This is a genomic window from Pelotomaculum sp. FP (assembly GCF_004369245.1).
GTDB lineage: Bacteria > Bacillota > Desulfotomaculia > Desulfotomaculales > Pelotomaculaceae > Pelotomaculum_C > Pelotomaculum_C schinkii.
This window is the reverse complement of sequence record NZ_QFGB01000006.1, coordinates 19,574-43,519: the sequence shown is the minus strand read 5'-3', so window position 1 is coordinate 43,519 and position 23,946 is coordinate 19,574. Positions and strand designations below refer to the sequence as shown.

The 23,946-nt window shown below is 45.9% G+C and carries 17 protein-coding genes, 1 pseudogene and 1 riboswitch; all 18 genes and pseudogenes read left to right on the top strand.

The genetic code is table 11. The features are described 5' to 3' along the window. Positions 1–23: 23 nt before the first annotated feature. The 18 genes and pseudogenes from Psfp_RS03910 (at position 24) to Psfp_RS03830 (ending at position 23,688) form a co-directional block, all read left to right on the top strand. The gene (locus tag Psfp_RS03910) at positions 24–1,733 is read left to right on the top strand and encodes an aldehyde ferredoxin oxidoreductase C-terminal domain-containing protein (RefSeq protein WP_134217247.1); all 1,710 of its coding nucleotides are present in this window, start codon (positions 24–26) and stop codon (positions 1,731–1,733) included. A 122-nt stretch (positions 1,734–1,855) separates the two neighbouring features. Then, complete coding sequence (locus Psfp_RS03905) at positions 1,856–2,119, top strand: hypothetical protein (protein WP_134217246.1); 264 nt, start codon at positions 1,856–1,858, stop codon at positions 2,117–2,119. Between the two features lie 496 nt (positions 2,120–2,615). After that, positions 2,616–4,682, top strand: coding sequence for a sigma 54-interacting transcriptional regulator (locus Psfp_RS03900; protein ID WP_134217245.1), 2,067 nt, complete (start codon positions 2,616–2,618; stop codon positions 4,680–4,682). A 359-nt stretch (positions 4,683–5,041) separates the two neighbouring features. Then, positions 5,042–5,157, top strand: a riboswitch (molybdenum cofactor riboswitch). Positions 5,158–5,311: 154 nt separating this feature from the next. Next, positions 5,312–6,655 (top strand): DVU_1553 family AMP-dependent CoA ligase, encoded by a 1,344-nt coding sequence (locus tag Psfp_RS03895; RefSeq protein WP_243120462.1) that lies wholly within the window; start codon positions 5,312–5,314, stop codon positions 6,653–6,655. Positions 6,656–6,740: 85 nt separating this feature from the next. Further along, on the top strand, positions 6,741–7,646 hold the full coding sequence (locus tag Psfp_RS03890; protein ID WP_192895255.1) for a helix-turn-helix transcriptional regulator: 906 nt from the start codon (positions 6,741–6,743) through the stop codon (positions 7,644–7,646). Positions 7,647–7,901: 255 nt separating this feature from the next. Continuing rightward, positions 7,902–10,754: a molybdopterin cofactor-binding domain-containing protein gene (locus Psfp_RS03885; RefSeq protein WP_134217243.1), complete on the top strand. Its 2,853-nt coding sequence runs from the start codon at positions 7,902–7,904 to the stop codon at positions 10,752–10,754. A gap of 116 nt (positions 10,755–10,870) precedes the next feature. Next, positions 10,871–11,263, top strand: a complete 393-nt coding sequence (locus Psfp_RS03880; RefSeq protein ID WP_134217242.1) for a NifB/NifX family molybdenum-iron cluster-binding protein — start codon at positions 10,871–10,873, stop codon at positions 11,261–11,263. A gap of 45 nt (positions 11,264–11,308) precedes the next feature. Continuing rightward, on the top strand, positions 11,309–13,612 hold the full coding sequence (locus tag Psfp_RS03875) for a pyridine nucleotide-disulfide oxidoreductase/dicluster-binding protein (protein WP_134217241.1): 2,304 nt from the start codon (positions 11,309–11,311) through the stop codon (positions 13,610–13,612). A gap of 7 nt (positions 13,613–13,619) precedes the next feature. Continuing rightward, positions 13,620–13,811, top strand: coding sequence for a DVU_1557 family redox protein (locus Psfp_RS03870; protein ID WP_134217240.1), 192 nt, complete (start codon positions 13,620–13,622; stop codon positions 13,809–13,811). Between the two features lie 28 nt (positions 13,812–13,839). Next, positions 13,840–14,232, top strand: a complete 393-nt coding sequence (locus Psfp_RS03865; protein WP_134217239.1) for a C-GCAxxG-C-C family protein — start codon at positions 13,840–13,842, stop codon at positions 14,230–14,232. 53 nt (positions 14,233–14,285) lie between these two features. After that, entirely contained in the window at positions 14,286–14,951 is a 666-nt protein-coding gene (trsM, locus tag Psfp_RS03860) for a DVU_1556 family methyltransferase (protein WP_134217238.1), read from the top strand. Between the two features lie 6 nt (positions 14,952–14,957). Further along, a pseudogene (locus Psfp_RS22120) lies at positions 14,958–15,671 on the top strand (DUF5714 domain-containing protein); the annotation flags it as partial. 24 nt (positions 15,672–15,695) lie between these two features. After that, positions 15,696–17,039: a radical SAM (seleno)protein TrsS gene (gene trsS, locus Psfp_RS03855; RefSeq protein ID WP_282434318.1), complete on the top strand. Its 1,344-nt coding sequence runs from the start codon at positions 15,696–15,698 to the stop codon at positions 17,037–17,039. A 512-nt stretch (positions 17,040–17,551) separates the two neighbouring features. Then, positions 17,552–18,211: a hypothetical protein gene (locus Psfp_RS03850; RefSeq protein WP_134217237.1), complete on the top strand. Its 660-nt coding sequence runs from the start codon at positions 17,552–17,554 to the stop codon at positions 18,209–18,211. Between the two features lie 291 nt (positions 18,212–18,502). Then, positions 18,503–20,647 carry a glycosyltransferase family 39 protein gene (locus Psfp_RS03845; RefSeq protein WP_134217236.1) on the top strand — a complete coding sequence of 715 codons (2,145 nt, stop codon included), beginning with the start codon at positions 18,503–18,505 and terminating at the stop codon, positions 20,645–20,647. A gap of 77 nt (positions 20,648–20,724) precedes the next feature. Further along, positions 20,725–21,708, top strand: a complete 984-nt coding sequence (locus tag Psfp_RS03840; RefSeq protein WP_134217235.1) for a glycosyltransferase family 2 protein — start codon at positions 20,725–20,727, stop codon at positions 21,706–21,708. Beyond that, positions 21,689–22,105 carry a GtrA family protein gene (locus tag Psfp_RS03835; protein ID WP_134217234.1) on the top strand — a complete coding sequence of 139 codons (417 nt, stop codon included), beginning with the start codon at positions 21,689–21,691 and terminating at the stop codon, positions 22,103–22,105. Before Psfp_RS03840 ends, Psfp_RS03835 begins: the two co-directional genes overlap by 20 nt. Next, a complete protein-coding gene (locus tag Psfp_RS03830) occupies positions 22,102–23,688 on the top strand; it encodes a glycosyltransferase family 39 protein (protein WP_134217233.1) in 1,587 nt (528 codons plus the stop codon). Before Psfp_RS03835 ends, Psfp_RS03830 begins: the two co-directional genes overlap by 4 nt. Positions 23,689–23,946: the final 258 nt, after the last annotated feature.

Here is a 23,946-nt window from a genome sequence, read left to right as displayed (position 1 = left end):
AAAAAGGAGGTACTACGATTTCAATGGCTGACAAATTTATAAGGGTAGACATGGATTCCAAAGTAGTACAATACGAAGATAGAAAAGATTTGGAGTTGTATGGCGGCCGCGGACTGATTGACAAAATTCTCACCGAAGAAGTAGACCCAGCCTGTGACGCCCTGGGCTCCGGCAACAAGCTGATCGTTTGCGTAGGTCTTTTAAACGGCACGGCAGCGCCGGCCAGCGGCAGGATCTCGGTTGGCTGCAAGAGCCCGCTGACAGGCGGCGTTAAAGAAGCAAACGCCGGCGGCACTGCGGGCGCGGCCTTTGCCAGATTGGGGCTTAAATGCATTATCATTGAAAACACACCCGCAGGAGACGAGTGGTATATTTTAAAGGTTAACAAAGATGGTGCGGTATTACTGCCGGCCGATAAATATGTTGGTTTGGGTACTTATGCCACAGCTGAACGGTTAATGCAAGATTATGGGAACAAGGTAAGTGTCATGGCCATAGGCCCAGCTGGAGAAAGAGGCTATAAAATGGCTTCAGTCCAGGTAAGTGATCCCAGCGGCCATACCGCCCGTGCAGCCGGCCGGGGCGGCGTCGGAGCGGTCATGGGTTCCAAGAGGATCAAGGCCATCGTCTTGGATACGGAAGGCGCTAAACTTGAGGCCGAGTATGCCGACAAAGAAAAATTCATGGAAGCTAATCGGAAATTCGTTGAAGGTATTAAAAATCACCCCATTTCCGGAGGTGGCTATCCAGCCCTGGGCACAGCAGCCGGAGTCATGGGAGTAAACGCCCTGGGCGCCCTGCCGACTAAGAACTTCAGCGACGGCAGGTGGGATCAAGCAGAAAAGATCAGCGGCGAAACCCTGGCTAAAAACTGCAGTGAAAGAGGCGGTCGGACCGGCCACGCCTGCCAACCGGGCTGCATCATCCATTGCTCCAACGTTTACCACGGCCCGGACGGCAAATACCTGACCTCAGGTCTGGAATACGAGACAATAGGTCTGGTTGGTTCCAACTGCTTAATTGCCAACCTGGATACGGTTGCAAAAATTGACCGTATGTGCGACGACATTGGTATTGACACCATGGATACGGGTACAACCATAGGTGTTGTGATGGAGTCGGGGAAAATCGCCTGGGGCGATGAGGAAGCGGCCATCAAACTGGTCCAGGAAATAGCCGACGGCACAGAATTTGGCAATATCCTCGGCAACGGCACGCTGGCAACAGGGCAATACCTCGGCGTAAAGAGAATCCCGGTAGCCAAAGGACAGGGCCTGGCAGCCTACGATCCCAGGGGCTTAAAAGGAACCGGTGTAACTTATGCCACTGCCCCGCAGGGCGCCGACCACACCTGCGGCAACTCGCTTGGCACAGTTGAACAGGTTAATCCGTACGATAAGGCAGGACAGGTTGAATTATCGACCATGCTGCAGGTAGCTTTTTGCATGGTGGATTGTACGGGTATGTGTCTGTTTAACAGCTTCTGCACCACAGAAGAACCATACCTGCTGGCACTAGTTGATATGTTCGCAGGCAAATTCGGCGGTGAATGGACTGTGGATAGATTGATGGGCCTGGGCGTCGAAGCGATAGCGCTGGAGAAAAAATTTAATGAGGCAGCCGGGGTTGCCAAAATTGAGGTGGCTGATTTCTTCAAGACTGAAATTTTGCCTTCATCAGGCGCCGTGTTTGATATTATAGATGAAGAGTTGAATCAAGCGATACCTTTCTAAGCAATTAGTATTCAATCAGCAAGTTCACATTGTTAATTTTTCGTTGCAAACATCAAAGGGTGAGGTCTTTGACCGTCGCCCTTGATGTGTGCATTGAATGAATTGCAGGGAGGAGAATGAATGTGGGTTCTGAACCTGCCAGTCCAATTACGGTTAAATTCAAGTCATATGTGACTCCATCAGAACATGTTGAAGGATTTGAATCAGGTAAGGAATTTCCATTAAAGCTGCGTGCTGCCATTACATTAGAGGAATTAGTTCAGAAGTTATTCAGTAAAAATAGAAATCATATAGGGTTCAAGGTTGTCAACGGGAAAGTCGTAAAAGATAAAGTTTTATCAGACGGGGATTTAATAGAAATATACCGTCTCATGGGTGGCGGTTAAAGTGTGTCAAGATGTTGGAGGGACGGTCTTGTAACGGCGAAGAGGGGCTTGTTTTGTTTGGGCAGCAGCTTAAACAAATGTCGCAGGAAGCGCCCCTCCGATATTCTTCTGGTTCAGGTATCCATCTATATCCCCGATAAATGTTAGTTGGTAAATATTCAGCCATCTGGATTGCTCCGGGTGGCTTTTCCCCTGGTAATTCAACATATGGACTGTGTTCAAAAAACATAACATAAATAATTATAGTGTAATATAAAGCTATAAATACTCAATTTAATTGGGATACATCACTAAATAATAACAGGCAATAGGCAACTTAAAACATATGGCAGCAAAATTAATTAATGTTAGAATTGTTGGACAAGTTGTGGTATCATATAGTCGGATAGTGGTTTATAATTTCGCGGTCTGGTTGTTATAGGATGCGCTGACACTCATTACCTTTTCAGTTTGATGGACATAATTATATTATCCAGAGGGAAAGGTGGCAGAGAAAATGGATGTTAATGGCTCTTTGTCGTTACAACAGCATCTTGCTCAAATACTAAAAACAGGAAGGGCAATTAGCGAAAAGGCTCCTGCAAGGCTGGATAAAATCGAGGAAGAATGGAATAACTTGGTTAAAGGTAAACCGGTAAATCAAAATATAGTGCCACGAACAATATATGAGTCATGGCAAAGGAGTATGGAATATGGAGTTGATCCATATTCAAAAAACAGAAGATTTCTGTCTAAAGAGGAAATTAAGAAGCAAATTTTAGATAATCATGACTTTATCACAAAATTTGGCGATATTCTTTTAGAAGTACAAAGTTTGGCCAGGGAAAAGGGTTTATCTGTGCAAATATTTGATAGCGAGGCAAAGACTCTTCAATTAATTGCCCATACTAATTTTTTACACCGGGAATTGGGTGTTAGAAGTCCGATCCCAGCTGGTTTAGCGGAAAATGAGGTGGGAACTAATGCGGCTTGCATTGCATTACGGGAGAATAAATCAGTACAAGTATTGGGACCTGAGCATTTTAACTTTTATTTCCATAACTTTTATTGTTCTGCCGCACCTATTCATAACTCTAAGGGCGAGGTGATTGGGGCAATAAATATTTCAAGTTATAGCCATAGGCATACTATAGACACCTTAATGTTGGTGACATTGTTAGCTAAAACCTTTGACAGCATAAATTTTATTATGGATACCATGGGAAAACTGGATACAATTAGTCTTGCCATGAATAGCACCATTGATTATTTGCCTCATGGTATGGTTTATGTTAATAATGATAACGAAATCGAACATTATAATGATAAGATAGTAGAGATGTTGGGGCTTGATAAGTCAAACATTAAAGCCGATCTTGCAAAATATATTTCTACTTTACAAAACAATATCGTAAATGATTCCACAGAGAAAAAAGAAATATATTTAGACGTCAATGGTCGAAAAAAACTTTTTTTGGTATCAACAAAGAAAATACTTAACCATACGAGTAATGAAGAAAAAATTATTTTTATCGAAAATGCAAAAAATTCCAACAATAGACTTCAGGGGAATTATGCTGACTATACATTCAGCAACATAATAGGTAAAAATAAAAGCTTATGGGAAGTCAAGAGCCAAGCTAAAATAGTCGCAAAATCTTCTTCGCCAGTTTTAATATTTGGGGAAAGCGGTACTGGCAAGGAGTTGTTTGCTCAGGCTATTCATAATGAGAGTCCAAGAAAAAATAATCCTTTTGTTGCAATTAATTGTGGTGCTTTACCGCATGATTTGGTGGAAAGTGAATTATTTGGTTATGAGTCCGGCGCTTTTACCGGAGCATCTAAAAATGGCAAGCCGGGCAAGTTGGAGGTAGCCTGCGGCGGGACCCTGTTCCTTGATGAAATTGAAAATATGCCCGTGAATATTCAGATTAAATTATTGCGTGCTCTTTCCACTAATAAAATATGTAGAATTGGTGGGATTAAAGAGATACCTATAGATATTAGGCTTATCTCGGCAACAAAAAAAGATTTGTTGCAGGAAGCTGATGAAGGTAATTTTCGAGAGGATTTGTATTACCGAATCGGAATAATTACACTAAAACTACCTGCTTTGCGCGAAAGAGATGACGACATCCCCATACTGGCAAAACATTTCATTGATATGTTTTGTAAAGAATACAATTTGCATGTGAAGGAAATTAATAAAGAGTTTTTTGAGGCGCTTACCTGTTATTCCTGGCGTGGCAATATACGGGAATTAAGGAACGTAATTGAAAGAGCTATCGTTTTATTAAGTGGCAGGACAAAAATATCTCTCTGTGATCTTCCTGAGAAAATAGTTAAAGCCTATAATTACAAGACCCTGAAGAATAAAATAAGAGTAATCGAAAACACAAAAAATGGATCCAATAATTTAATGAAAATGAGTGAGGAAATAGTTATTGAGCTGCTGTTAAGTGAGGAAAACGGCAATCTAAGTAAGACTGCTGAACGTTTAGGAATTAGCAGGACAACATTATATAATAAAATTAATAGTAGTAAGAAACTGAAAATGCTTTTTAGTAAACATAAAATTGGCTAGATTGCCATGAAAAGGGCTTACCTCCCGGACGAGGGAAGTAAGCTCTTTTCATACATTTGATTGATGCCGCCGATTCCAGATGAAAATGCATTTTTGTTGATTGAAGAAGTATTGCTTTGGACTGAGTTAAAAATTGGGATTAATTGTGTTGCTGTTCAATAATTAAAAACCTCAAAAATATGTACAAAAATTAGACACAAAAAATATCCTGTACTGTTGACCAGTCAGGGACGGGTCTATAAAAATTCATCACAAAGTATATATGTTTTGGGATTTTGTGAGTGAGTCCGTTGATTGGCATATGCTTTGCTAGTGTGTAAAATATAAATAGCAAAAGATTTTTTAATTTATTTAAATAATGAAATATTTATTTCCGAGTTAACCAACCTACAGCGATTGCCATGGTTGTTAACCGTTAGGGTGTAGCTGGAAACATTTGCGCCTCCTGTTGGAAAGGAAATACTTATAAGTATATATTCTATATAATAATATAGATATATCCTTTTTAGCAATGCAGTTTCCTACAGGGGTAACTGCATTTTTATTATAGATGTCCTCTGAACTGGACGTCTTAAAAAAGATGCCATGGGCATGCATAACAATATGACCTTATAGAGGCGGTCGGCAAATTGTACAAAAAAACACCTCTGGAAAGCTGGATACTCGCGAAGATAGAAGGGCACAATGGCAGTTTGGGCGGGTTAACCCGCTCCATGATAGAGACTTATCAAATTCAGCAACTAAGGGAGACTCTGACCCTCGCTCGCGACAAGAGCCCCTTTTACCGGCGCCGTTTGGCGCGGTGCGGCATAGATAAATTCCAGTCCTTAAAGGATCTTGGCGGATTACCTTTTACTACTCCTGCGGATATCAGACAAAACCCGCTGCAACTGCTTTGTGTTTCACAGGATCAGATTAACCGGGTGGTAACCCTGGACACTTCCGGCACCACCGGCTTGCCCAAGAGAATATACTTTACAGCCTCGGATCAGGAACTGACCAGGGACTTTTTTCAGCATGGTATGTCCACCCTGGTTCAGCCGGGCGACAAGGTGTTAATCCTGCTGCCCGGATACTCGCCCGGCAGTGTGGGCGACCTGCTGGCTGATGGTTTGCGTCGCATGCAGGTGGAACCCGTTCCCTACGGGGTGGTCCGGGACCCGGAGGCTGTCCTGGAGATTATGGCCGTGGAACAGGTTGACTCTCTGGTCGGGATTCCGACTCAAGTATTGGCACTCGCCCGCTGCCGGCAGTCTGACAAAAGAAAACACCAGATCAGGTTGAAAAGCCTGCTGCTGAGTACGGACCACGTTCCCGGCGCGATTGTAAGGTTTTTGGAGGAAACGTGGGGCTGCCGTGTTTTCAACCATTATGGCATGACTGAAATGGGCCTGGGGGGCGGCGTCGAGTGTGAAGCACGGGCAGGCTATCACCTGCGGGAGGCGGATTTGCTTTTTGAAATAATCAATCCCGTGACCGGCGAAGTTTTGCCGGAAGGGGAAGAAGGGGAAGTGGTTTTCACAACGCTAACCCGCCGGGGTATGCCCCTGATCCGTTACCGTACCGGAGATATTGCCCGGTTTATGCCCGAACCCTGCCTCTGCGGTACGGTGCTGAAGCTTATGTCTTGCGTGCGGGACCGGGTTCAGGGCAGAATCACCTTAACGGGGGGCGAGCTGCTTAGTTTGTCCATACTGGACGAGGTCCTTTTTGCAGTAAACGGTGTTGTGGACTTTGAGGCATCTTTACTGCCGGAAAACGGCAGGGACCGATTGGCTGTCAGAGTACTGGCAGCCGCCTGGGCTGCTGAAGAAATACCGGGATTGGTTGAAAAAGCGCTATTTTCTGCTCCTGTGCTTTCCAGAAACATCAAGAAGGGAAATTTAATCTTGGCGCCAGTTCAAATAGATACATCACCGGAACTCTGGAAACCGGCAAAGCGAATTATCCGGGACAACCGCAACAAAAACTAAGATGCAGGCATTTGGCTGATGAACAGGAAACACCAAAGAAAGCCCTTGCCAGGGGTAATTGATGGACAGGAGGGTTGTTGATTTTATGGAGTATAAAAATATTAACGCCCAATTACGCGCGATACCGCCGCCCCACCAGCCTTGGCTTAGTTCCGCTATGTATAATTACCGGGAAAAATTAGTAAATTGGAATCCCATCTGCATAAAAAATAATGCCGTATACTATCAGTTTACTACGAGGGATACACAGGATGATTTTATCGGTATCGTACCGGATGCTTGTGTGAATATAATCTTTAAGTGCAACCCCAACAATCCAGCCGCATTGATATGGGGCATACATGAAGGATGGGCTAAAATCATGCTTGAGCCAAATACGACTTATTTTGGTTTTAAGCCCTATTCTGTGGTAGGCATAAAAAATATCAAGGCCCGCTTGGGTGATCTAAAAAACAACGTATTAAAACTGGAAGATGTTTTTGTTAATTCATCCATTATTGAAAAAATTGCTATGAAAGATAGCATGAGTGAGCGGATAAAGCTTTTCCAGAACTATGCCATGTCTAACTTGATAGATGAGACATATTTCCCCGATTTCACAGAATACTGCGCTATCCTTATCTGCTTATCGCGCGGAAATATTAAACTTGAAGATATTGAAAGAGAGACCGGTTATTCTGAAAGATATTGCAGGCAAAATTTTAAAAGGACTTATGGTGTGTCCATTAAACACTATAGCCGTATTGTTCGCTTCCAAAACGCGCTAAGAATGGTTATGCAGGAGGACTGGCAGGGTGTTCCTGATATAGTAAATGAGTTAGGCTACTTTGATCAATCTCACTTTATCAACGAATTCAAAGGTTTTTCCATGACTTCACCTTCCAGGTTTAGAAATATATATATGAATTTATTGTATAAAAATAGAACAAATAAAACTGCGATTAATGTTTGTAATACTGGCGCCGAAGATTATTCACAAGCAGCACTGTAAAATTGCCGGCAAAAAAGACAGGTTTTGTTATGCTTTTTCATGCGTGATATTTATAAACCGCCCATTAACCAGCAACAGGTTAGGGACGGTTTCTTTATTTTTAAATCTGACAGATATCAAACCCCTTTCTATGGGTGGTAGCCATAAGTTGGTTTCGCCGAAATATCCAATTATTTTATGAATGTTCAAGTTATTCTTAATTAAAGTCGTAAGTACACCAACTGCAAAGTGCAAAAAATGAAAGGGGGAGAATTTATGGCTTTAAGGAAAATTTGGTTGAACTTAAACGGAGCAGACAGAATGATGGTTTGTGATCCTGAGAAAGACACTCTGGCGGATGTGCTCAGAAGAGTTGGCCTGACGGGGGTGAAGTTAGGTTGCAAAACTGGACAATGCGGTGTTTGCAGTGTTATATTGGAAGGTGAAGTTGTACGCTCGTGTATCAAGAAAATTAAAGACGTTCCTGATTTTAGTAAAATAGTAACCATTGAAGGAATTGGCACTCCAACCAATTTGCATCCGCTGCAACAGGCCTGGATTACTTACGGTGGTGTGCAATGCGGCTTTTGTTCCCCCGGGTTTATCGTATCTGCAAAGGGGCTTCTAGATCAAAATCCGAATCCCACAAGAGAAGAGGTGCGCCATTGGTTCACGGTGCACCGCAATGCCTGCCGCTGCACGGGGTGGAAACCGCTTGTTGACGCGGTTATGGAAGCGGCCAAAGTCATGCGTGGCGAAGCCACTATGGAAGACATTACCTTCAAGGCTCCCCCGGATGGACGTATTTACGGCACGAACGTCCCGCGCCCGGCCGCGCTTGCCAAAGTTACCGGTTTGTGCGATTACGGCGACGATATCAAGCTGAAAATGCCGCCCGGCACCTTGCACCTGGCCATTGTACAGCCTGGCTTGAACCATGCCGTTATTAAAGGTATTGATTGTTCTGAAGCGGAAAAAATGCCCGGCGTGGTAAAAGTGATCACCTCCAAAGATATCAAAGGGACCAACAGGATTATGCTGCCGGTAGCCCATCCCCGCTCTAAAGCCGATGGTTTTGAGCGTCCTATTATCGCGGATACGAAAGTATTCAGATATGGCGATGTAGTCGCCGTTGTAGCGGCGGAAACGGAAGAACGCGCCCGTGCCGCAGCGAAAAAGGTTAAACTTGATTTGGAGGAATTGCCGGCCTACATGAGCTATCTGGATGCCGTTGCCCCTGGGGCAACAGAAATTCATGAAGGTATACCCAATGAGTATCTGAGAATGCCTCTTTTCAAAGGTGAAGATACCCGTGATGTTCTGGCTGAATCCGATTATGTTGTTGAAGGCAGTTTCTATAGTACCAGCCAGCCTCACCTCATCATGGAGCCGGATGTTACCCAGGCTTATATCGATGAAGACGGTAACGTATGTATTCATAACAAAACACTTGCTCTCCTCTTCCCGCTCATCACACTTGCACCAGGCCTGGGACTGCCTGATGGTAAGATCAGGGTTATCGAAAATCCGACGGGCGCCAGCTTTGGTTCTAGTATATCTCCAGCCAGCTCCGCTCTAGCGGCGGCCTGCACCCTGGCCCTTGATGGAGCCCCGGTCACCCTGACCATGAGCTATGCGGAACACAATGCCTTTTCTGGCAAACGCGCCGCCCATTACTCCAACGCCAGAATGGGTTGTGACAAAAACGGAAAAATTACCGGTTTTGAATTTGATTTTGCCTATGACCATGGCGCTTATACTGAAATGGCTGCCATTCTTGCATCAAAAGCCATTCGTTTTGCAGGCTTTAGTTATAACATCCCCAATGTAAGAGCTTTGGCCAGAGTAGGTTTCTCTAACCAGACTTTTGGTACCGCTTATCGTTCCTATGGCAATTCACAGGCTTACACCATGTCTGAAGCAATAGTTGATATGCTGGCGGAAAAAGCCGGTATCGATCCTTTTGAATTCAGGTATATAAACCTGGCAAGGCCGGGGGATACCAACATCAACAGTTATCCATTTAAAGAATATCCCTTTACCACACTTATGGACAGGCTCCGTCCCCTATACGAAGAGGCTAAGGCCAGGGCGGAAGCCCAGAGCACGCCTGAAAAGAAACGTGGCGTAGGTCTTGCTTTCGGCGGTTACAATGTTACCGGGGGGCCGGCGGACCATGCGGAAGTTGCTCTTGAGCTGAATGAAGACGGTACGATCACCCATTACAATACCTGGGAAGACCAGGGTCAGGGCGGCGATGTGGGTACACTGGTCCTTACCCATGAAAGCTTGAGAGAATTGAATCTCGACTACAGGCAAATCAAACTGGTGCAAAACGATACGGCACAGTGTCCGCAAACAGGTCCTGCCGGAGCCAACCGTTCACATTATATGGCAGGCAATGCTACCATTAATGCAGCGAAGAAACTGCTTAACGCGATGCGTAAAGATGATGGCACTTACCGCACCCATGCGGAAATGGTTGCCGAAGGAATCCCGACTAAATATCTTGGAGTATTTGATACCACTGATATCACTGTCGACCTTGATCCGAACACAGGCGTCGGCGATCCCACTCCTGTTTACAATTACGCCGTTTTCCTTGCGGAAGTTGAAGTGGAAGTCGCCACAGGTAAAACAAAAGTCGTGGCCATGAAAATGATCTATGACATCGGCGCTATAGGCAGTATCCAAGCGGTTGAAGGGCAGGCATACGGCGCCCTGACCCACTCCATCGGTTTTGCGCTTTCGGAAAAGTACATTGACAATAATAAATACAGCAGCCTTGTGCGGTGCGGCTTCCTGTATGCGGACGATATTCCTGATGATATATATCTGGAAAGCGTCCCTTCCCCCAGAAAAACCGCTCCCTTTGGCTCGGTCGGTTGTTGCGAAGGATTCCAGTCTGCAGGCCATGTGGCAGTAATTAACGCTATCAATAATGCCGCCGGCGTAAGGATTTACGATCTCCCCGCCACTCCGGATAAAGTGAAAGCAGCCATGGAAGCAAAGGCGCAAGGAAAAGAACTTAAACCTGAAAAATACTTCCTCGGCTCCGACCTCTTTGAAGCGCTTGATGATATCGCGGAAAATCCGGTTGAATCTACAGGTCCCGACATGGCTCTTTAGGGCGCGATGTGAGCCTGAATTCCATTTAAACAAATGATAATAGTAATTGCCGGCGGTAGTGCTGCAGCCATATGGCTGCAGCACTACCAATAAATGGCAAACAGGAGGAGTGAAAAGTGAAAATCGCAGTAATGTCGGATGGCTGTGGTGGCAATAGCAAGGTCTCAGAGAAATTTGCTGATGCCCGGTGGCTATTAATTGTGGACATGGATAAGCAATGCATTGTTGAGGCGATTGAAAAAAGTGAGGGTGACGTGGAAAACACAGAACTGGCAGAAAAAATTGTAGACAGGGATTGCGAGTTGGTGATTTGTGGTGAAATTGAGAAAATACCCTTTGAGATATTGGCGGACAATCATGTGACCCGATCACTTGGAAGTGGGCTCTCCGTTACAGATGCGCTAAACTGTGAGAGTATGCTGGATTTAATAACCGATTGCATCGGCGGCACAGGCTGCCCCAGTGAGTCGGATACCGATGAAACAAAAAACTGCTGCGGTGAACACTGATGCCTTTGCTTTATTACGCCCCCGGTAAAAGGAGAATTATCTATTATGGGTAATAGCGATGCGAAATTACTGGAAGGCTTACTCAATGCGCCGGCCAGCGGCAGGATATTGTCCAAAGACATGGACAAATATGTAAAGGATTGTTGCAACGGGGAAAAACCTCCCTGCCGGTGTGTCTGTCCGCTGGACCTGGATGTCGTTATGTTGAACACTAAATTGCAAAAGGGAAATTTTAATAGCGCATACACCATGTACAGGGACAAGGTCCTCTTTCCGGGCATTGTTTCTAAAATTTGTGATCAGCCCTGTCTAAATGTATGTGTGAGAAAAGACATAGATGATGCTATTGACATGTTAAAATTGGAAAAAGCAATAGTAGATTATACCCGGTCCACCGCACCGGTTAAATATAGGGTGCTTAAAAAAAATAAGAAAGTAGCAATCCTGGGAGCGGGCCTTTGCGGCTTAAGCTGTACCGTAAAGCTCGCTTCGCATGGATATGATGTGACCATATTTGAGAAGAAAGATAAGATCGGCGGAAGATTGTGGGATTTGCTTTCCCCTGACATATTTATTCCGGAAATCGAAAACCAGATGCAGTTTTTTGAATATACCCTTAAGTTGGATACGGAAATTGAAAATATAGGTGAACTTCAAAATCATTTTGATGCGGTACTGATTGCTACCGGGAAAGACGGGGCATCCTTTGGCCTGCTGGAGGGATTGAACAGGGATTCGCTGGGGAGCGCGATAAAGGGGATTTTTTTGGCTGGTTTCTTGCTTGGAACCACTCCCATGCAGTCCATCGAACAGGGCATACGTGCCGCTCAATCCATAGAATCTTATTTACAAACGAATCGTATGCATGTGATGCTGGGCATAGATCTCGACAAAACCTCACGCCTTAGAATGGATATCGGTAAAATAGAGCCATCCAAAGGGGTAAAAGCCGAGCGTTATTCTAAGGAAGAAGCCGTTTACGAAGCGAAACGGTGTTTGAAATGCGATTGCAGGGACTGCATAAACGCTTGCGATATGATAAAGCGGTATAATAAAATGCCCAAACGCATCGCCGGCGACGTGCGGATGACTTTAAATCCGGTGGAAAGCCTGCAGCCGAGAGTGGCAACAAGGATGCTTAGTTCTTGTAATAATTGTGGTTTATGCGGAACCGTCTGTCCTGAAAACATCGATATGGGCGATTTTTTGCTGGAAGCGCGCCGCATTATGCACCGGGAAGGGTCCTTGCCGCCCGCCTTTCATGATTTTTGGATCCGGGATATGAAATTCGCGGCAAGTGAAAAAGCCTATGTGGCTAAAAATGCGCCCGGATATCAAAAAAGTGAATACATATTTTTCCCGGGTTGTCAACTGGGAGCTTCGGAGCCGGCATATGTAGAAAGGCCGTATGCCTATTTATTAAAAAAGTTTCCTCAGTCCGGCATAATTTTGAGCTGTTGCGGCGCACCCGCCGAATGGGCAGGGGATGAGCCCTTAACGAAAGAAATAACCGCTGGGATACGAAAGCAATGGGAGGATATGGGAAAGCCTGTCGCCATATTGGCCTGTCCAACTTGTGAAAAGATGTTTACCAAATACCTGCCCCAGATCAAGAAGATTTCTTTATATGACTTTATCAAAGAGCATGGACTGCCTTTAAACCATATCGTAAGTAATGCCGCCGTTTCCATATTTGATCCCTGTTCCAGCCGTTACGATGAATCCATGCAAAAAAGCGTGCGCGAACTTGTCTTAAAGGCCGGTTTTGCGATCGATGAGTTGCCCTACAGGGAGAAAACGGCTCAGTGCTGCGGTTATGGCGGACATATTTATACCGCCAATCCTGCTTTGGCAAAGGATATCGCCAGGAAAAGAATTGAGCTTGGCCAAAATCCATATATCACCTATTGTACAAATTGCAGGGATATTTTTGCTGATATGGGCAAGCCTTGCCGCCATGTGCTGGATGTTCTTTTTGACATCAATGGCGAGTTGCGCAAACCGCCTTCTCTCACGGACCGCAGGAACAACCGGGTGGCTTTAAAAGCCTCTCTTTTGAAAAATATCTGGCAAGAGGAGAGCTATGAAGAAAGGCAAAAGCCAGCCATATTGATTTCACCGGAACTTATGGAGAAGTTAAATAAACAACTGATCGTTGAAGACGATATACGTGAAACAATAGAATACTGCGAGTCTTCAGGCAACAAAATTTTTAATCCTGCAAAGGGCTATTATATCGGTCATCAAAGGCAGGGTGTTATGACATACTGGGTGATTTATCAAGTTGAGGAAGGGGCCTATAGAATTATTAACGCGTATTGCCACAGGCTGAACATAGAAGGAGAGTGATGTGGTGATGGAGCCGGACAAACTCATTTGCACGAAGTGCAATAGGGAACTGGAGCTGACAAGTATCAATCTTGAATACCTTGGTCACAGGATGACGCATCAATTTCCAACATGCCCGGTGTGCAAGCTTGTTTATATCCCGGAAGAGGTTGTGATGGGTAAAATGCAGCAGATAGAAAGAGAATTGGAAGATAAATAATATAGCTTTTCAGGGAGGAAAGTCTGTAATGGATTCGGTACAACAGCGCATCGTGGAACTGAAAATGCAAGGCTTTTGTTGTGCGCAGATGATACTTGTCCTTGTGGGGTTGGAGCCGCAGGGAAAGGAAAACGCTGATTTGGTGCAGTCAATACGCGGGTTGTGTTATGGCATGTATGCGCAGCATACTTGCGGTGTTTTATCAGGAGGAGTTTGCGCGCTGGCCCTATATGATTTCGATCAGGAAACCTTGCGGAAAGTATGTGCGGAACTGGTGGATTGGTTTGATGCTCATTTCGGCGGAGTCAACTGTGTCGATCTACTGGGTCCGGGAGGCCAGCCTGCCTGGATATGCAATGATGCTCTTTTGCAAACCACAGAAAAATGCCTGGAAATTTTGCAGGAGCATGACTTTATTTGAAGTATCCATCCATAAAACAGCCTCATCTACACAAATTTTTTGGGGGGCAGCCCATGAATAAATATGAAAGCAATACCTGGATGCAAATGCCGCAAGGCGCCATGAGGCCGGGCGGATTGCAGCTTACCGGACAATTGCTGGAATTGGCGGCACTGGAAAACAGGGCGAGAATACTTGATATTGGCTGTGGTTTGGGAAGTACGGTGTCTGAATTGAACAAGCTTGGTTTTCAGGCAATAGGCGTGGATAGTTCTCAAAAACTGATCGAAAAAGGCCGTATCAAATACCCTGATGCGTATTTGCAGGTCGCTGATGGAACTGAACTGCCATTTGATGCGGGCTCTTTTGATGCCGTGATTTGTGAATGCAGTCTTTCCGTGATGCCGGCTCAACATGTTTTAGAAGAGTGTAACCGGCTTTTGATTTCCGGCGGCAAGGTCTTAATATCCGATTTATATGTGCGCCGGAAACCGCAAACCACGAGACTGGATACGCTGGACGTCAGTTTGATGATGCAAGACCAATGGGTGGAATTGTTAAAGCAATGCGGGTTTTCGGGTATTCAATTTATTGATTGCTCCAAAGCCTTCACGGAATTTGCCATTAGGGCGATTTGGGAATATGGGAGCCTGGAGAATCTATTTGATTGCAAGCAATGGCGCCATGCCAAGTTTGCCAAACCGGGCTATTTTTTATCTGTTTCAACAAAGGGTGTTTAGAGAGTGATGAAAGATGTAAAAATGCAAAAGGAGATTATTTGTAGCTGTAATACTGATCATGCATCCGGTTGTTTGGTATGCGGGGGAGAATTATTTTATAATGCTGATTCTGCTATAGATGTTAAATGCGTGATTTGCGGTAAGGAAGAACAGTCCAATACTATATGTGTAAATGGTCATTATATTTGTGATGAGTGTCATAGAGAAAAAATTCTTGATGTTGTGGAGCGGGTATGTGTTGCTACAAATTTAACAGATCCTGTAGAAATTGCCTTACAGATTTTTAAACTGCCTGGTTTGCACATGCATGGCCCGGAATATCACAGTATCGTTGCTGCAGTGTTGGTGACTGCATACGGCAATTCAGTAAAAGACAAACAAGCGCAGGCAATAAAAGAAGCCATAAAGCGGGGTAAAGACATTAAAGGCGGGGTATGCGGGACTCATGGCGCCTGTGGGGCCGGGGTCGGCGTGGGAGTCGCTTATTCTATCATCCATCAGGTAACTCCTTATTCCAAGGAGGAAAGAGGTGCTGCCAACCGCCTGACAGCTTTGGCGCTATTAGAAATCAGTCGATTTGGTGGACCAAGGTGTTGTAAACGGGATGCGATGATTTCAATTGAAACGGCCAAACGAAACATCAAAGAGTTTGATAATAATGGTCGTAGCCGCTACATCTGCAGCCAGTTTATGAATAATCAAAAGTGCATCCAGTCTCAATGCCCGTATTTTCCCGAAAAGATCGTGTTGGGGGAAACAGAAAGCCTTTGCCCGGTTTGCCTTTCGCGTATTCCGGCGCAAAAGGTCAAATATGGCGCTAAAGTTTATTTGGAAAAAACCTGCCCGCAACATGGTGATTATAAAACTATCATCTGGAACGGTCCTCCTGACTATAAATCATGGGAGCTTATCAGACAGCCTTCTCCCTCTGTCAGCTGCATCACAAAAGTGGACAAGGGCTGCCCTTATGATTGCGGCATTTGTCCCGGCCATCGTCAGAATACCTGTTGCGTATTGCTTGAGATTACCAACAGATGCAATCTTTTGTGCCCGGTCTGTTTTGCTTCCTCGCAGGAAAACGCCGCCCCGGACCCGTCATTGGAGGAGATTGGCGCGTGGTATGATACCTTGATGCGCTGCGGCGGACCTTTTAACATCCAATTATCCGGCGGCGAGCCTTCATTGCGTGATGACATCGCAGACATCATCCGTTTGGGCAAGGAAAAAGGTTTTTCTTTCTTTCAGCTCAATACCAATGGATTGCGCCTTGCCGAAGAGCCTGCCTATGTAGAAACGCTGCAAAAGGCGGGACTTAATTGTGTGTTTTTGCAATTTGATGCAATGAGCGATGAGCCTTATTTCGCTTTACGAGGCCGCAAGTTGCTCGAAACCAAGCTTCAGACCATCGAAAACTGCATTGACGCGGGCCTGGGGGTGGTTTTGGTCCCCACCCTCGTGCCCGGCTTGAACGAAAATGAAATCGGTCCGATCATCCGCTTTGCTATAGAAAACATGCCACATATACGGGGAGTTCATTTCCAGCCGGTCAGTTATTTTGGCAGGTATGGAGAAAAGAAAAACGAGCGCATAACGATACCAGATGTGTTGCGCGCGATCGAAGAACAGACCGGTGGACAGATGAAGGTGGAAGACTTTAGACCGGGTACGGCTGAAAACTCCTATTGTTCCTTCAATGCCAGCTTCCTTTTGCAACCCGACGGCACGCTCAAGGTATTGCCAAAGACACAAAACTGCTGCTGCAGTAGTTCCACGGAGCAAAAGCCGGCCGGGGATTCGAAAAAAGCCAGAGAGTATGTGGCCCGTCAATGGAGCAGCGCGCCGGAACCCAAGTGGGTGATTTCCAGGTATGCGGCGCCCGGATCTTTTGATGAGTTTTTGGAACGCAGAGCCCTGTATACCTTGGCTGTATCCGGTATGGCATTTCAGGATGCCTGGAATCTTGATTTGACCAGGTTGCAGGAGTGCTATATACATGTGGTGAGTCCGGATAGGCGCATCATCCCGTTTTGCGCTTATAACTTGACAAGTATTACGGGGGACCCTTTGTATAGGGGAGTAAACAGGTAGGGTCACTCCTTAAGATGCCTGGAGTAAAGAAGGACAAAGCGCCCGATTGATAGCAGTGTGCGCCGGCGTCACAGGAAGCCGGCCGTATAAAATTCCCTTGTGTATTGTGAGTCCATAAGCTCAGTACAATTAATTGTACAAATAATGACCAGGCACTGAAGGTGTTAAAAAATTATACACATAAATTTTTGTTGGTTTTATTAGTTCCGGCATGGAGTGATTGGCAAGGCCCCCGTTATTGATAGATACTCAGGATTTCAGGATGTATGGTTTATGTAGTAGCCAAAAGCCTTTGCTGGCATATAACTTGCTTATTTATTAACGTCAGGATAAATTTGCTAGCAGGATGGGGAGGTGGACCTGCAATTTTATTTATCAAATAACGGGCTCCTAATAGTATTAAAGATAAACTATAATACTAATGAGCCCTATTACAATAGTTCATTTGTGAGATGAGTTATGAATTTATTGCGAGAAAGAATCTTGGCAGTATTTGTTTGGGAGTGGTAACAATGAAAAAGGGATTGAATATAGGGGATATTATTTGGTTAGCGATACTGGCGGTCATTGCAGCATTATTAATCTATCCGTCAACTCATGCTGTTTTTGTAACACTAACGACAGCACATCCTTATTCCATGGGCTTTATTAAGTTTTTTATCTTAGCCTCAATGGGTGACTGGTTGGGCGCGCGAATTGTAACCGGTGAATGGGTTAAACCGAAAGGCGCCATCTATAAATCGATCCTTTGGGGTATTTTTGGTATGGGAATTACGCTTTCATTTACAATTTTTAATGCTGGTGTTACTGCAGCATTAGCAAATGGGCTTTTGCCTGGCAACGGCTATCAAATCGTATCAGCATTTTTTACAAGTTTAATTATGAACATTACCTTCGGAGTAACGTTGATGGGTGTTCACAGGTTCACAGATACGTATATAGATTTGTCTTTTGCCGGTGGCGCCAAACCGACTGTAGATGAAGTTATTAAAAACATGAACCTTGATAATCTTATTAAATTTGTTTATGCCAAAACATTACCTTTCTTCTGGGTACCCGCGCATACCATTGTATTTATGCTTCCACCTGTGTACAGGGTTTTGGCGGCGGCTGCCTTGGGTATTGCTTTGGGTGGGATCCTTTCCTTTGCTAAAAGGAAAGCCAACAGTTAGTTATTTTAAAAATATATTTTTTGTCTATATCGACAACTTTAGTGACGGCACTTATGCACGGTTTACCAGTGCGTGAATGCCGTTTTGCTGTTTGCGGCAGGAAACCTCCTGCATCATCAAAAAACAGGGCTTTGTTTTCAGCGTATATTCAGCTGGCTCTCAATTAATATTCAGTTGCTGTTAAGTGTCAATTCAGCTAAATTGGTTATTATTGTGATATAAGGCACGTATATTACGATGGGTTATTCATCGTATAAATGGACATGAGGAATTAAGTGGGGGGACATGACCATGAGACTGGAACAAGGCCGAAGCTTAGACTGGCTCCTGATAGGCATTGCCTTGCTAGCCGCTTTCTTAAATATTTTCAACATCTGGCAGGAGCAGTACGCCAATGCCTATTACACTGCGGCCGTAACCAGTATGCTGCAAAACTGGCACAATTTTTTCTACGCTTCTCTTGATCCGGCCGGGTACGTTACGGTGGATAAACCACCGGTCACGTTTTGGGTCCAGACAGTATTCGCCTATGTCTTTGGGGTGCATGGTTGGAGCGTAATTCTCCCGCAGGCTTTGGCCGGTGTCGGCTCCGTTTTGCTGATGTATATTTTGGTCAAACCGACCTTCGGTCAAACGGCTGCCCGGCTCGCGAGCTTGATTATAGCCTGTACCCCGATTGCCGTCGCGGTGAGCCGTACTAATAATATAGACAGTTTATTGGTATTTACGCTCCTTGTCGCTGCCTGGATGTTGTTCCGGGGGATTCGCAATCAGAAACTGCCCTGGTTGCTTGGAGCCTTTGCCATGATTGGTGTCGGCTTTAATATGAAAATGCTGCAAGCTTACATGGTCGTACCGGCTTTTTACTTATTGTACCTGTTTGCATTCAAGGGCGCCTGGAAAAAGAAACTGGCTATCCTTGCGGCGGCAACAGTTGTCCTGGTCGGAGTGTCCGTGTCCTATGCTGTTGCCGTAGAGCTTGTCCCTCAAGAAAACCGCCCATATATCGGAGGCAGCAAAACGAATTCCGTATTGGAGCTGGCCTTCGGCTATAACGGGATCCAGCGCCTGAAGGGAATGAGCAGGGGTGGCATGGGCACAGGTGGCGCTGCTCCGGAGCAAGGGCAAAGGCAGCAGGACGGGGGCACAAAACCGGACCGGCAGCAAATGCAGCAGGACGAAAACAATACGTCCAGCCAGCAGCAAGTGCAGCAGGCTCCGCAGGATGGAAACAGCGCGCCTGGCGGGCAGCAAATGCCACAGAAGGGAAACAACATGTCCAACCAGCAGCCACCACAGGACGGGAGCAACATGCCCAATGGGCAGCCGCGTCAAGCTGGTAACAACGGTCCGCAAGGCTATGACCCAGAGGGTAAGGGTAATGGAAGACCGGGTCAAATGCCCGAAGGGGGCGGCGGTATGTTTGGTACCGGCCAGGCCGGTCCATTGCGCCTGTTCCAATCCGCGCTTTCCGGACAAATCAGCTGGCTGCTGCCCTTTGTAGCGTTCGCCTGCACAGGCTTGCTGGCAGGCTTGCGCCGGAGAAGAGAGCTTACGGACAAAGAAAAAGAGACATTGTTCTGGCTGGCCTGGTTAATCCCGGGAATGGTGTTTTTCAGCGTAGCGGGCTTTTTCCATCACTATTACATGATCATGCTTGCCCCACCTATTGCGGCGCTCGCCGGAGGAGGCTGGGTTGAGCTTTGGAACCACTATCGTGACCGGGCAGGCTGGAAAAAGTGGCTTTTACCGGCGGGTATTCTGGTGACAACAGCTTTTGAACTGTATATACTGCAGCCCTACCAAAAGCAAATCGGTGCAGGCTGGTCCATCGGCATCGGAGCCGCAGGCCTTGGACTGGCACTGGTCTTAGTCCTGGTATCCAAAAAACAAAAGCTGACGGCCATGGCCGGGATGCTGGTACTGCTGGTGGCGCCACTTTACTGGTCGGCTACGCCGCTTCTCTATGGCGACAACAGCCATCTGCCTCAAGCCGGCCCCAGCCAACAGGGCTTCAGCCAAAGACAGGGCAACGGTGGGAGGCAGGGTTTAAGTGTTAACGATAAATTACTTGAATATGTGACCAGGAATAATACGGGGGAAACTATCCTGTTTGCCACCACCGAGGCCTCCACGGCCGAGTCTTATATCATTGAAACCGGCAAAGCGGTCATAGCTATGGGGGGATATAGTGGTTCGGACCCCATTCTCACGGTCGAGAAGCTGCAGCAAATGGTGGCCAACAAGGAAGTGAAATACTTCTTGATTCCGTCGGGCTCCGGTTCCGGCGGCAGAGGCGGCTCGAACGAAGTGATGGAGTGGATCCGGGCCAACAGTACGGAGGTGCCAAGGGAAGATTGGCAAACAGGCTCTTCCCAGAGTAGTGGTCCTATGGGCAGGGGGAACGAAAACGTATTATATGAGGTAACTCTTTAAAAACCTAAAGGGGATGAATGAGACAGAGAACCGTCCCCTGACTCGCCTTGGCAAAATATTTAACGAGGATGAGATTGATGACAAGAAACGTTTGCTATTCCATAATCATACCGGTCTTTAACGAAGAGGCCGTTGTACATGAAACCTACCGCAGGCTGACACGAGTCATGCAGGTAATCGGCGAGCCGTATGAATTGCTGTTTGTCAACGACGGCAGCCGGGACCGGACGGCAGAAATTATAGAAGGCCTGGCTGAATCGGACAATTGTGTTAAGCTCTTAGATTTCTCTCGTAATTTCGGGCATCAAATAGCGATCACCGCTGGCATGGATTATGCCTGCGGGGACGCCATTGTGATTATCGACGCCGATTTGCAGGATCCGCCCGAGCTAATCCCGCAAATGATTGACAAATGGCGGGAAGGCTATGATATCGTCTACGCGCAACGTTCAAAACGTAAAGGGGAGACACTGTTCAAAAAATGGACCGCGGCTTTGTTCTATCGTACTCTGCGCGTGCTGACAGAAGTGGATATTCCGCTTGATACCGGCGACTTTCGCCTGATTGACCGGAAAGTGTGCGACGCCATGCGCAGCATTCGGGAGAAAAATCGATTTGTGCGCGGGCTGGTCAGTTGGGTGGGTTTTCGTTCTGCAGCCGTTGAGTATGTCCGGGAAGAACGATTTGCCGGAGAGACCAAATACCCGCTGAAGAAAATGCTTCGCTTCTCGATGGACGGGATCACTTCTTTTTCTTATAAACCGTTGAAGTTGGCCACATATCTAGGTTTTATAATTTCGCTGGCAAGTTTTATCTACCTGATGATCTCTTTGGGCCAAAGATTATTTACGAACAACACGGTCGCCGGATGGTCATCGTTAATAGCCTGCCTGCTGTTGCTCAACGGTGTAATCCTGATCATTTTGGGGATCCTCGGGGAGTATGTCGGCAGAATCTATGATGAAACCAAAAACCGCCCGCTGTATATTCTTCGGAATCAGGAAAAAGCTGATAGTTCAAAGCTTAAGGGAGTGACCTGGCGTGTTCGCAAACAAGCATAGAGCTGCCCGGTTCTTGCGTTTTTGCACGGTAGGGTTAGGAAATACGGCTATAGATTTTACCGCCTTTTTTCTTCTGACTTTAGGCGGGATTCCATATCTACTGGCCCAGGCGCTGGCTTATGTGGCCGGTATTGTGAATAGTTATTTTCTCAATCGAAGGTGGACCTTCCGGGTTGTAAGGAAAGCTAACGCCTTGGAGGCCGGGAGTTTTATCATCGTGAACGGGCTGTCCTTGCTGGTGTCACTCGGCCTGCTGGCCGTTTTGCATGATGAAAATCAGTTGAGTCTTTGGCTTAGCAAGTTTATAGCAACAGGGGGCGGCCTGGTTGTCAATTATATAGGAAACCGGCTTTGGGTATTTTCAGAAAACCGGAAAGCAAGTGGTGAAATTTCTTGAAAATCAAAACAAACATATTTAGAATAAGCCTGGTTTTGATACTGGCGGCGGCAGGAATTTTATGCGTCTACGCGGTATCGAATGATCATAGCAACGCCGCTCCGAACCAAAACATTGCCGCTCCTCGAAATTCCCAACCTGTTGATAGAAACCAGCAGCCTGAGATGACCAATAAAACACCTCGAGGCCAGTCCCCGGAGCGGAATGCAATCCAGCGGCCTTTTGAGCCTTCCGGTGGACGCGTGGGAGGAGGAAATACAGGCGGGGGGACTGATTACGCTCCTCAATTAATCGCCTATTCCGTCATTTTTTTAGGGTTGTTTATGGCAGCTTATTATCTTATCACCTATAAAAAGCTGGAAGTCCATCCCGGCAATGAGAAAATATTAATACTGACTATATTGTGTTTGGGGTTGCTTTTGCGCGTTTCCTCCGCCACCTTGATGGACGGGCATCCTTTTGATCTTAGTCTCTTCAGGAATTGGGCGACTGCCGCCGCGCATAATCTCTTTCAAGTTTATGCCGCCTCCAGGTCAATCGACTACCCGCCCTTGTATATGTATGTATTGTATTTAATCGGCAAGCTTGCCGGCATTACTGCGTTGAGTCCATATTTCACCCTGCTGTTAAAGCTGCCGTCAATAGTGGCCGATATAGCCACGTCATTCCTCATTTACAAGCTGGCCAGAAAATATCTGTCTGCGGAAATCAGCGTCCTGGCAGCCTCATTTTATGTTTTCAACCCGGCTGTTTTGATCAATTCAACCTTCTGGGGGCAGGTGGATTCCTTCTTCACCCTTATCGTCACTGCTGCAATATTTCTGTTGGCAGAAAAGAAAACCGGCCTCGCAGCGGCTCTATTTGCCGCCGCCGTACTGATGAAGCCGCAGGGGATTATCTTCCTTCCCGTACTATTCTTTGAGCTGGTTAGACAAAAAAACTTGAAAAGCTTTGCGTCGGCGGCAGCCATCGCCTTGAGCACGGCCGTGCTCATTGTCCTGCCATTTGCCCTGAGCCAGGGCGCCATGTGGATTTTTCAGCTCTTTTCCGATACTCTGGCAAAGTATCCCTACGCCTCTGTAAACGCCTTCAATTTTTTCAGTTTACTTGGAGCGAACTATACCAGGGATATATCCACCCTGTTTTTATTCAGCTACCATAGCTGGGGTATGATTTTTATTGTCATGATCACAATATTTTCGTGGCTTATTTACATAAAAGGGAATAGCCGGCTGTTCATAGCCGCAGCAGCGCTGCTCCAAATAGCAGGCGTGTTCACTTTTTCTTCAAGGATTCACGAGCGGTATTTGTTCCCGGCGGTGGCTCTGTCAATTCTGGCTTTCATCTATCTTAAGGATAAGAGGCTGCTCCTGTTATCTGCCGGGTTCAGCGCTACCGTTTATATGAATACCCATTATATTCTCTATTGGACGAGTAAAGGAGTCCATGCAGCGCCTTATAGTCCCGCGCTGGTAATCACTTCACTTCTGAATATGCTGTTGTTCGGTTACCTTGTTAAAGTTTTATACGATATTGCTATAACAAAGAAAAATATACCTGTAACGCAACAGCAAACAACATAGAGATGTGAGATGAAGGAGGGGTTATCGCTTTAGCAGCGATAGCTCCTTTAATCATTTTTGTATCTTGGCCTGATTATTTGTATCAACTGGAACCGGTTGAATGAAGCCAAAAAAGGAAAAAATGGTAGTAGAAAGCAAGCAGTGGGAAAGACAGCAACTGCTGATCAGCGTATGACACACTGTACGGGAACTTATATTTGATTTCACAGTAGAGGGATAATTGACCGTTGCAGCGAAGTAATATCGTTCGGCATCATA

Bases quoted from the DNA above. Each gene is read 5' to 3' on its own strand.
- Psfp_RS03910 (WP_134217247.1), top strand. From the start codon at position 24: ATGGCTGACAAATTTATAAGGGTAGACATGGATTCCAAAGTAGTACAA.
- Psfp_RS03900 (WP_134217245.1), top strand. From the start codon at position 2,616: ATGGATGTTAATGGCTCTTTGTCGTTACAACAGCATCTTGCTCAAATA.
- Psfp_RS03890 (WP_192895255.1), top strand. From the start codon at position 6,741: ATGGAGTATAAAAATATTAACGCCCAATTACGCGCGATACCGCCGCCC.
- Psfp_RS03885 (WP_134217243.1), top strand. From the start codon at position 7,902: ATGGCTTTAAGGAAAATTTGGTTGAACTTAAACGGAGCAGACAGAATG.
- Psfp_RS03875 (WP_134217241.1), top strand. From the start codon at position 11,309: ATGGGTAATAGCGATGCGAAATTACTGGAAGGCTTACTCAATGCGCCG.
- Psfp_RS03870 (WP_134217240.1), top strand. From the start codon at position 13,620: ATGGAGCCGGACAAACTCATTTGCACGAAGTGCAATAGGGAACTGGAG.
- Psfp_RS03865 (WP_134217239.1), top strand. From the start codon at position 13,840: ATGGATTCGGTACAACAGCGCATCGTGGAACTGAAAATGCAAGGCTTT.
- trsM (WP_134217238.1), top strand. From the start codon at position 14,286: ATGAATAAATATGAAAGCAATACCTGGATGCAAATGCCGCAAGGCGCC.
- Psfp_RS03850 (WP_134217237.1), top strand. From the start codon at position 17,552: ATGAAAAAGGGATTGAATATAGGGGATATTATTTGGTTAGCGATACTG.
- Psfp_RS03845 (WP_134217236.1), top strand. From the start codon at position 18,503: ATGAGACTGGAACAAGGCCGAAGCTTAGACTGGCTCCTGATAGGCATT.
- Psfp_RS03840 (WP_134217235.1), top strand. From the start codon at position 20,725: ATGACAAGAAACGTTTGCTATTCCATAATCATACCGGTCTTTAACGAA.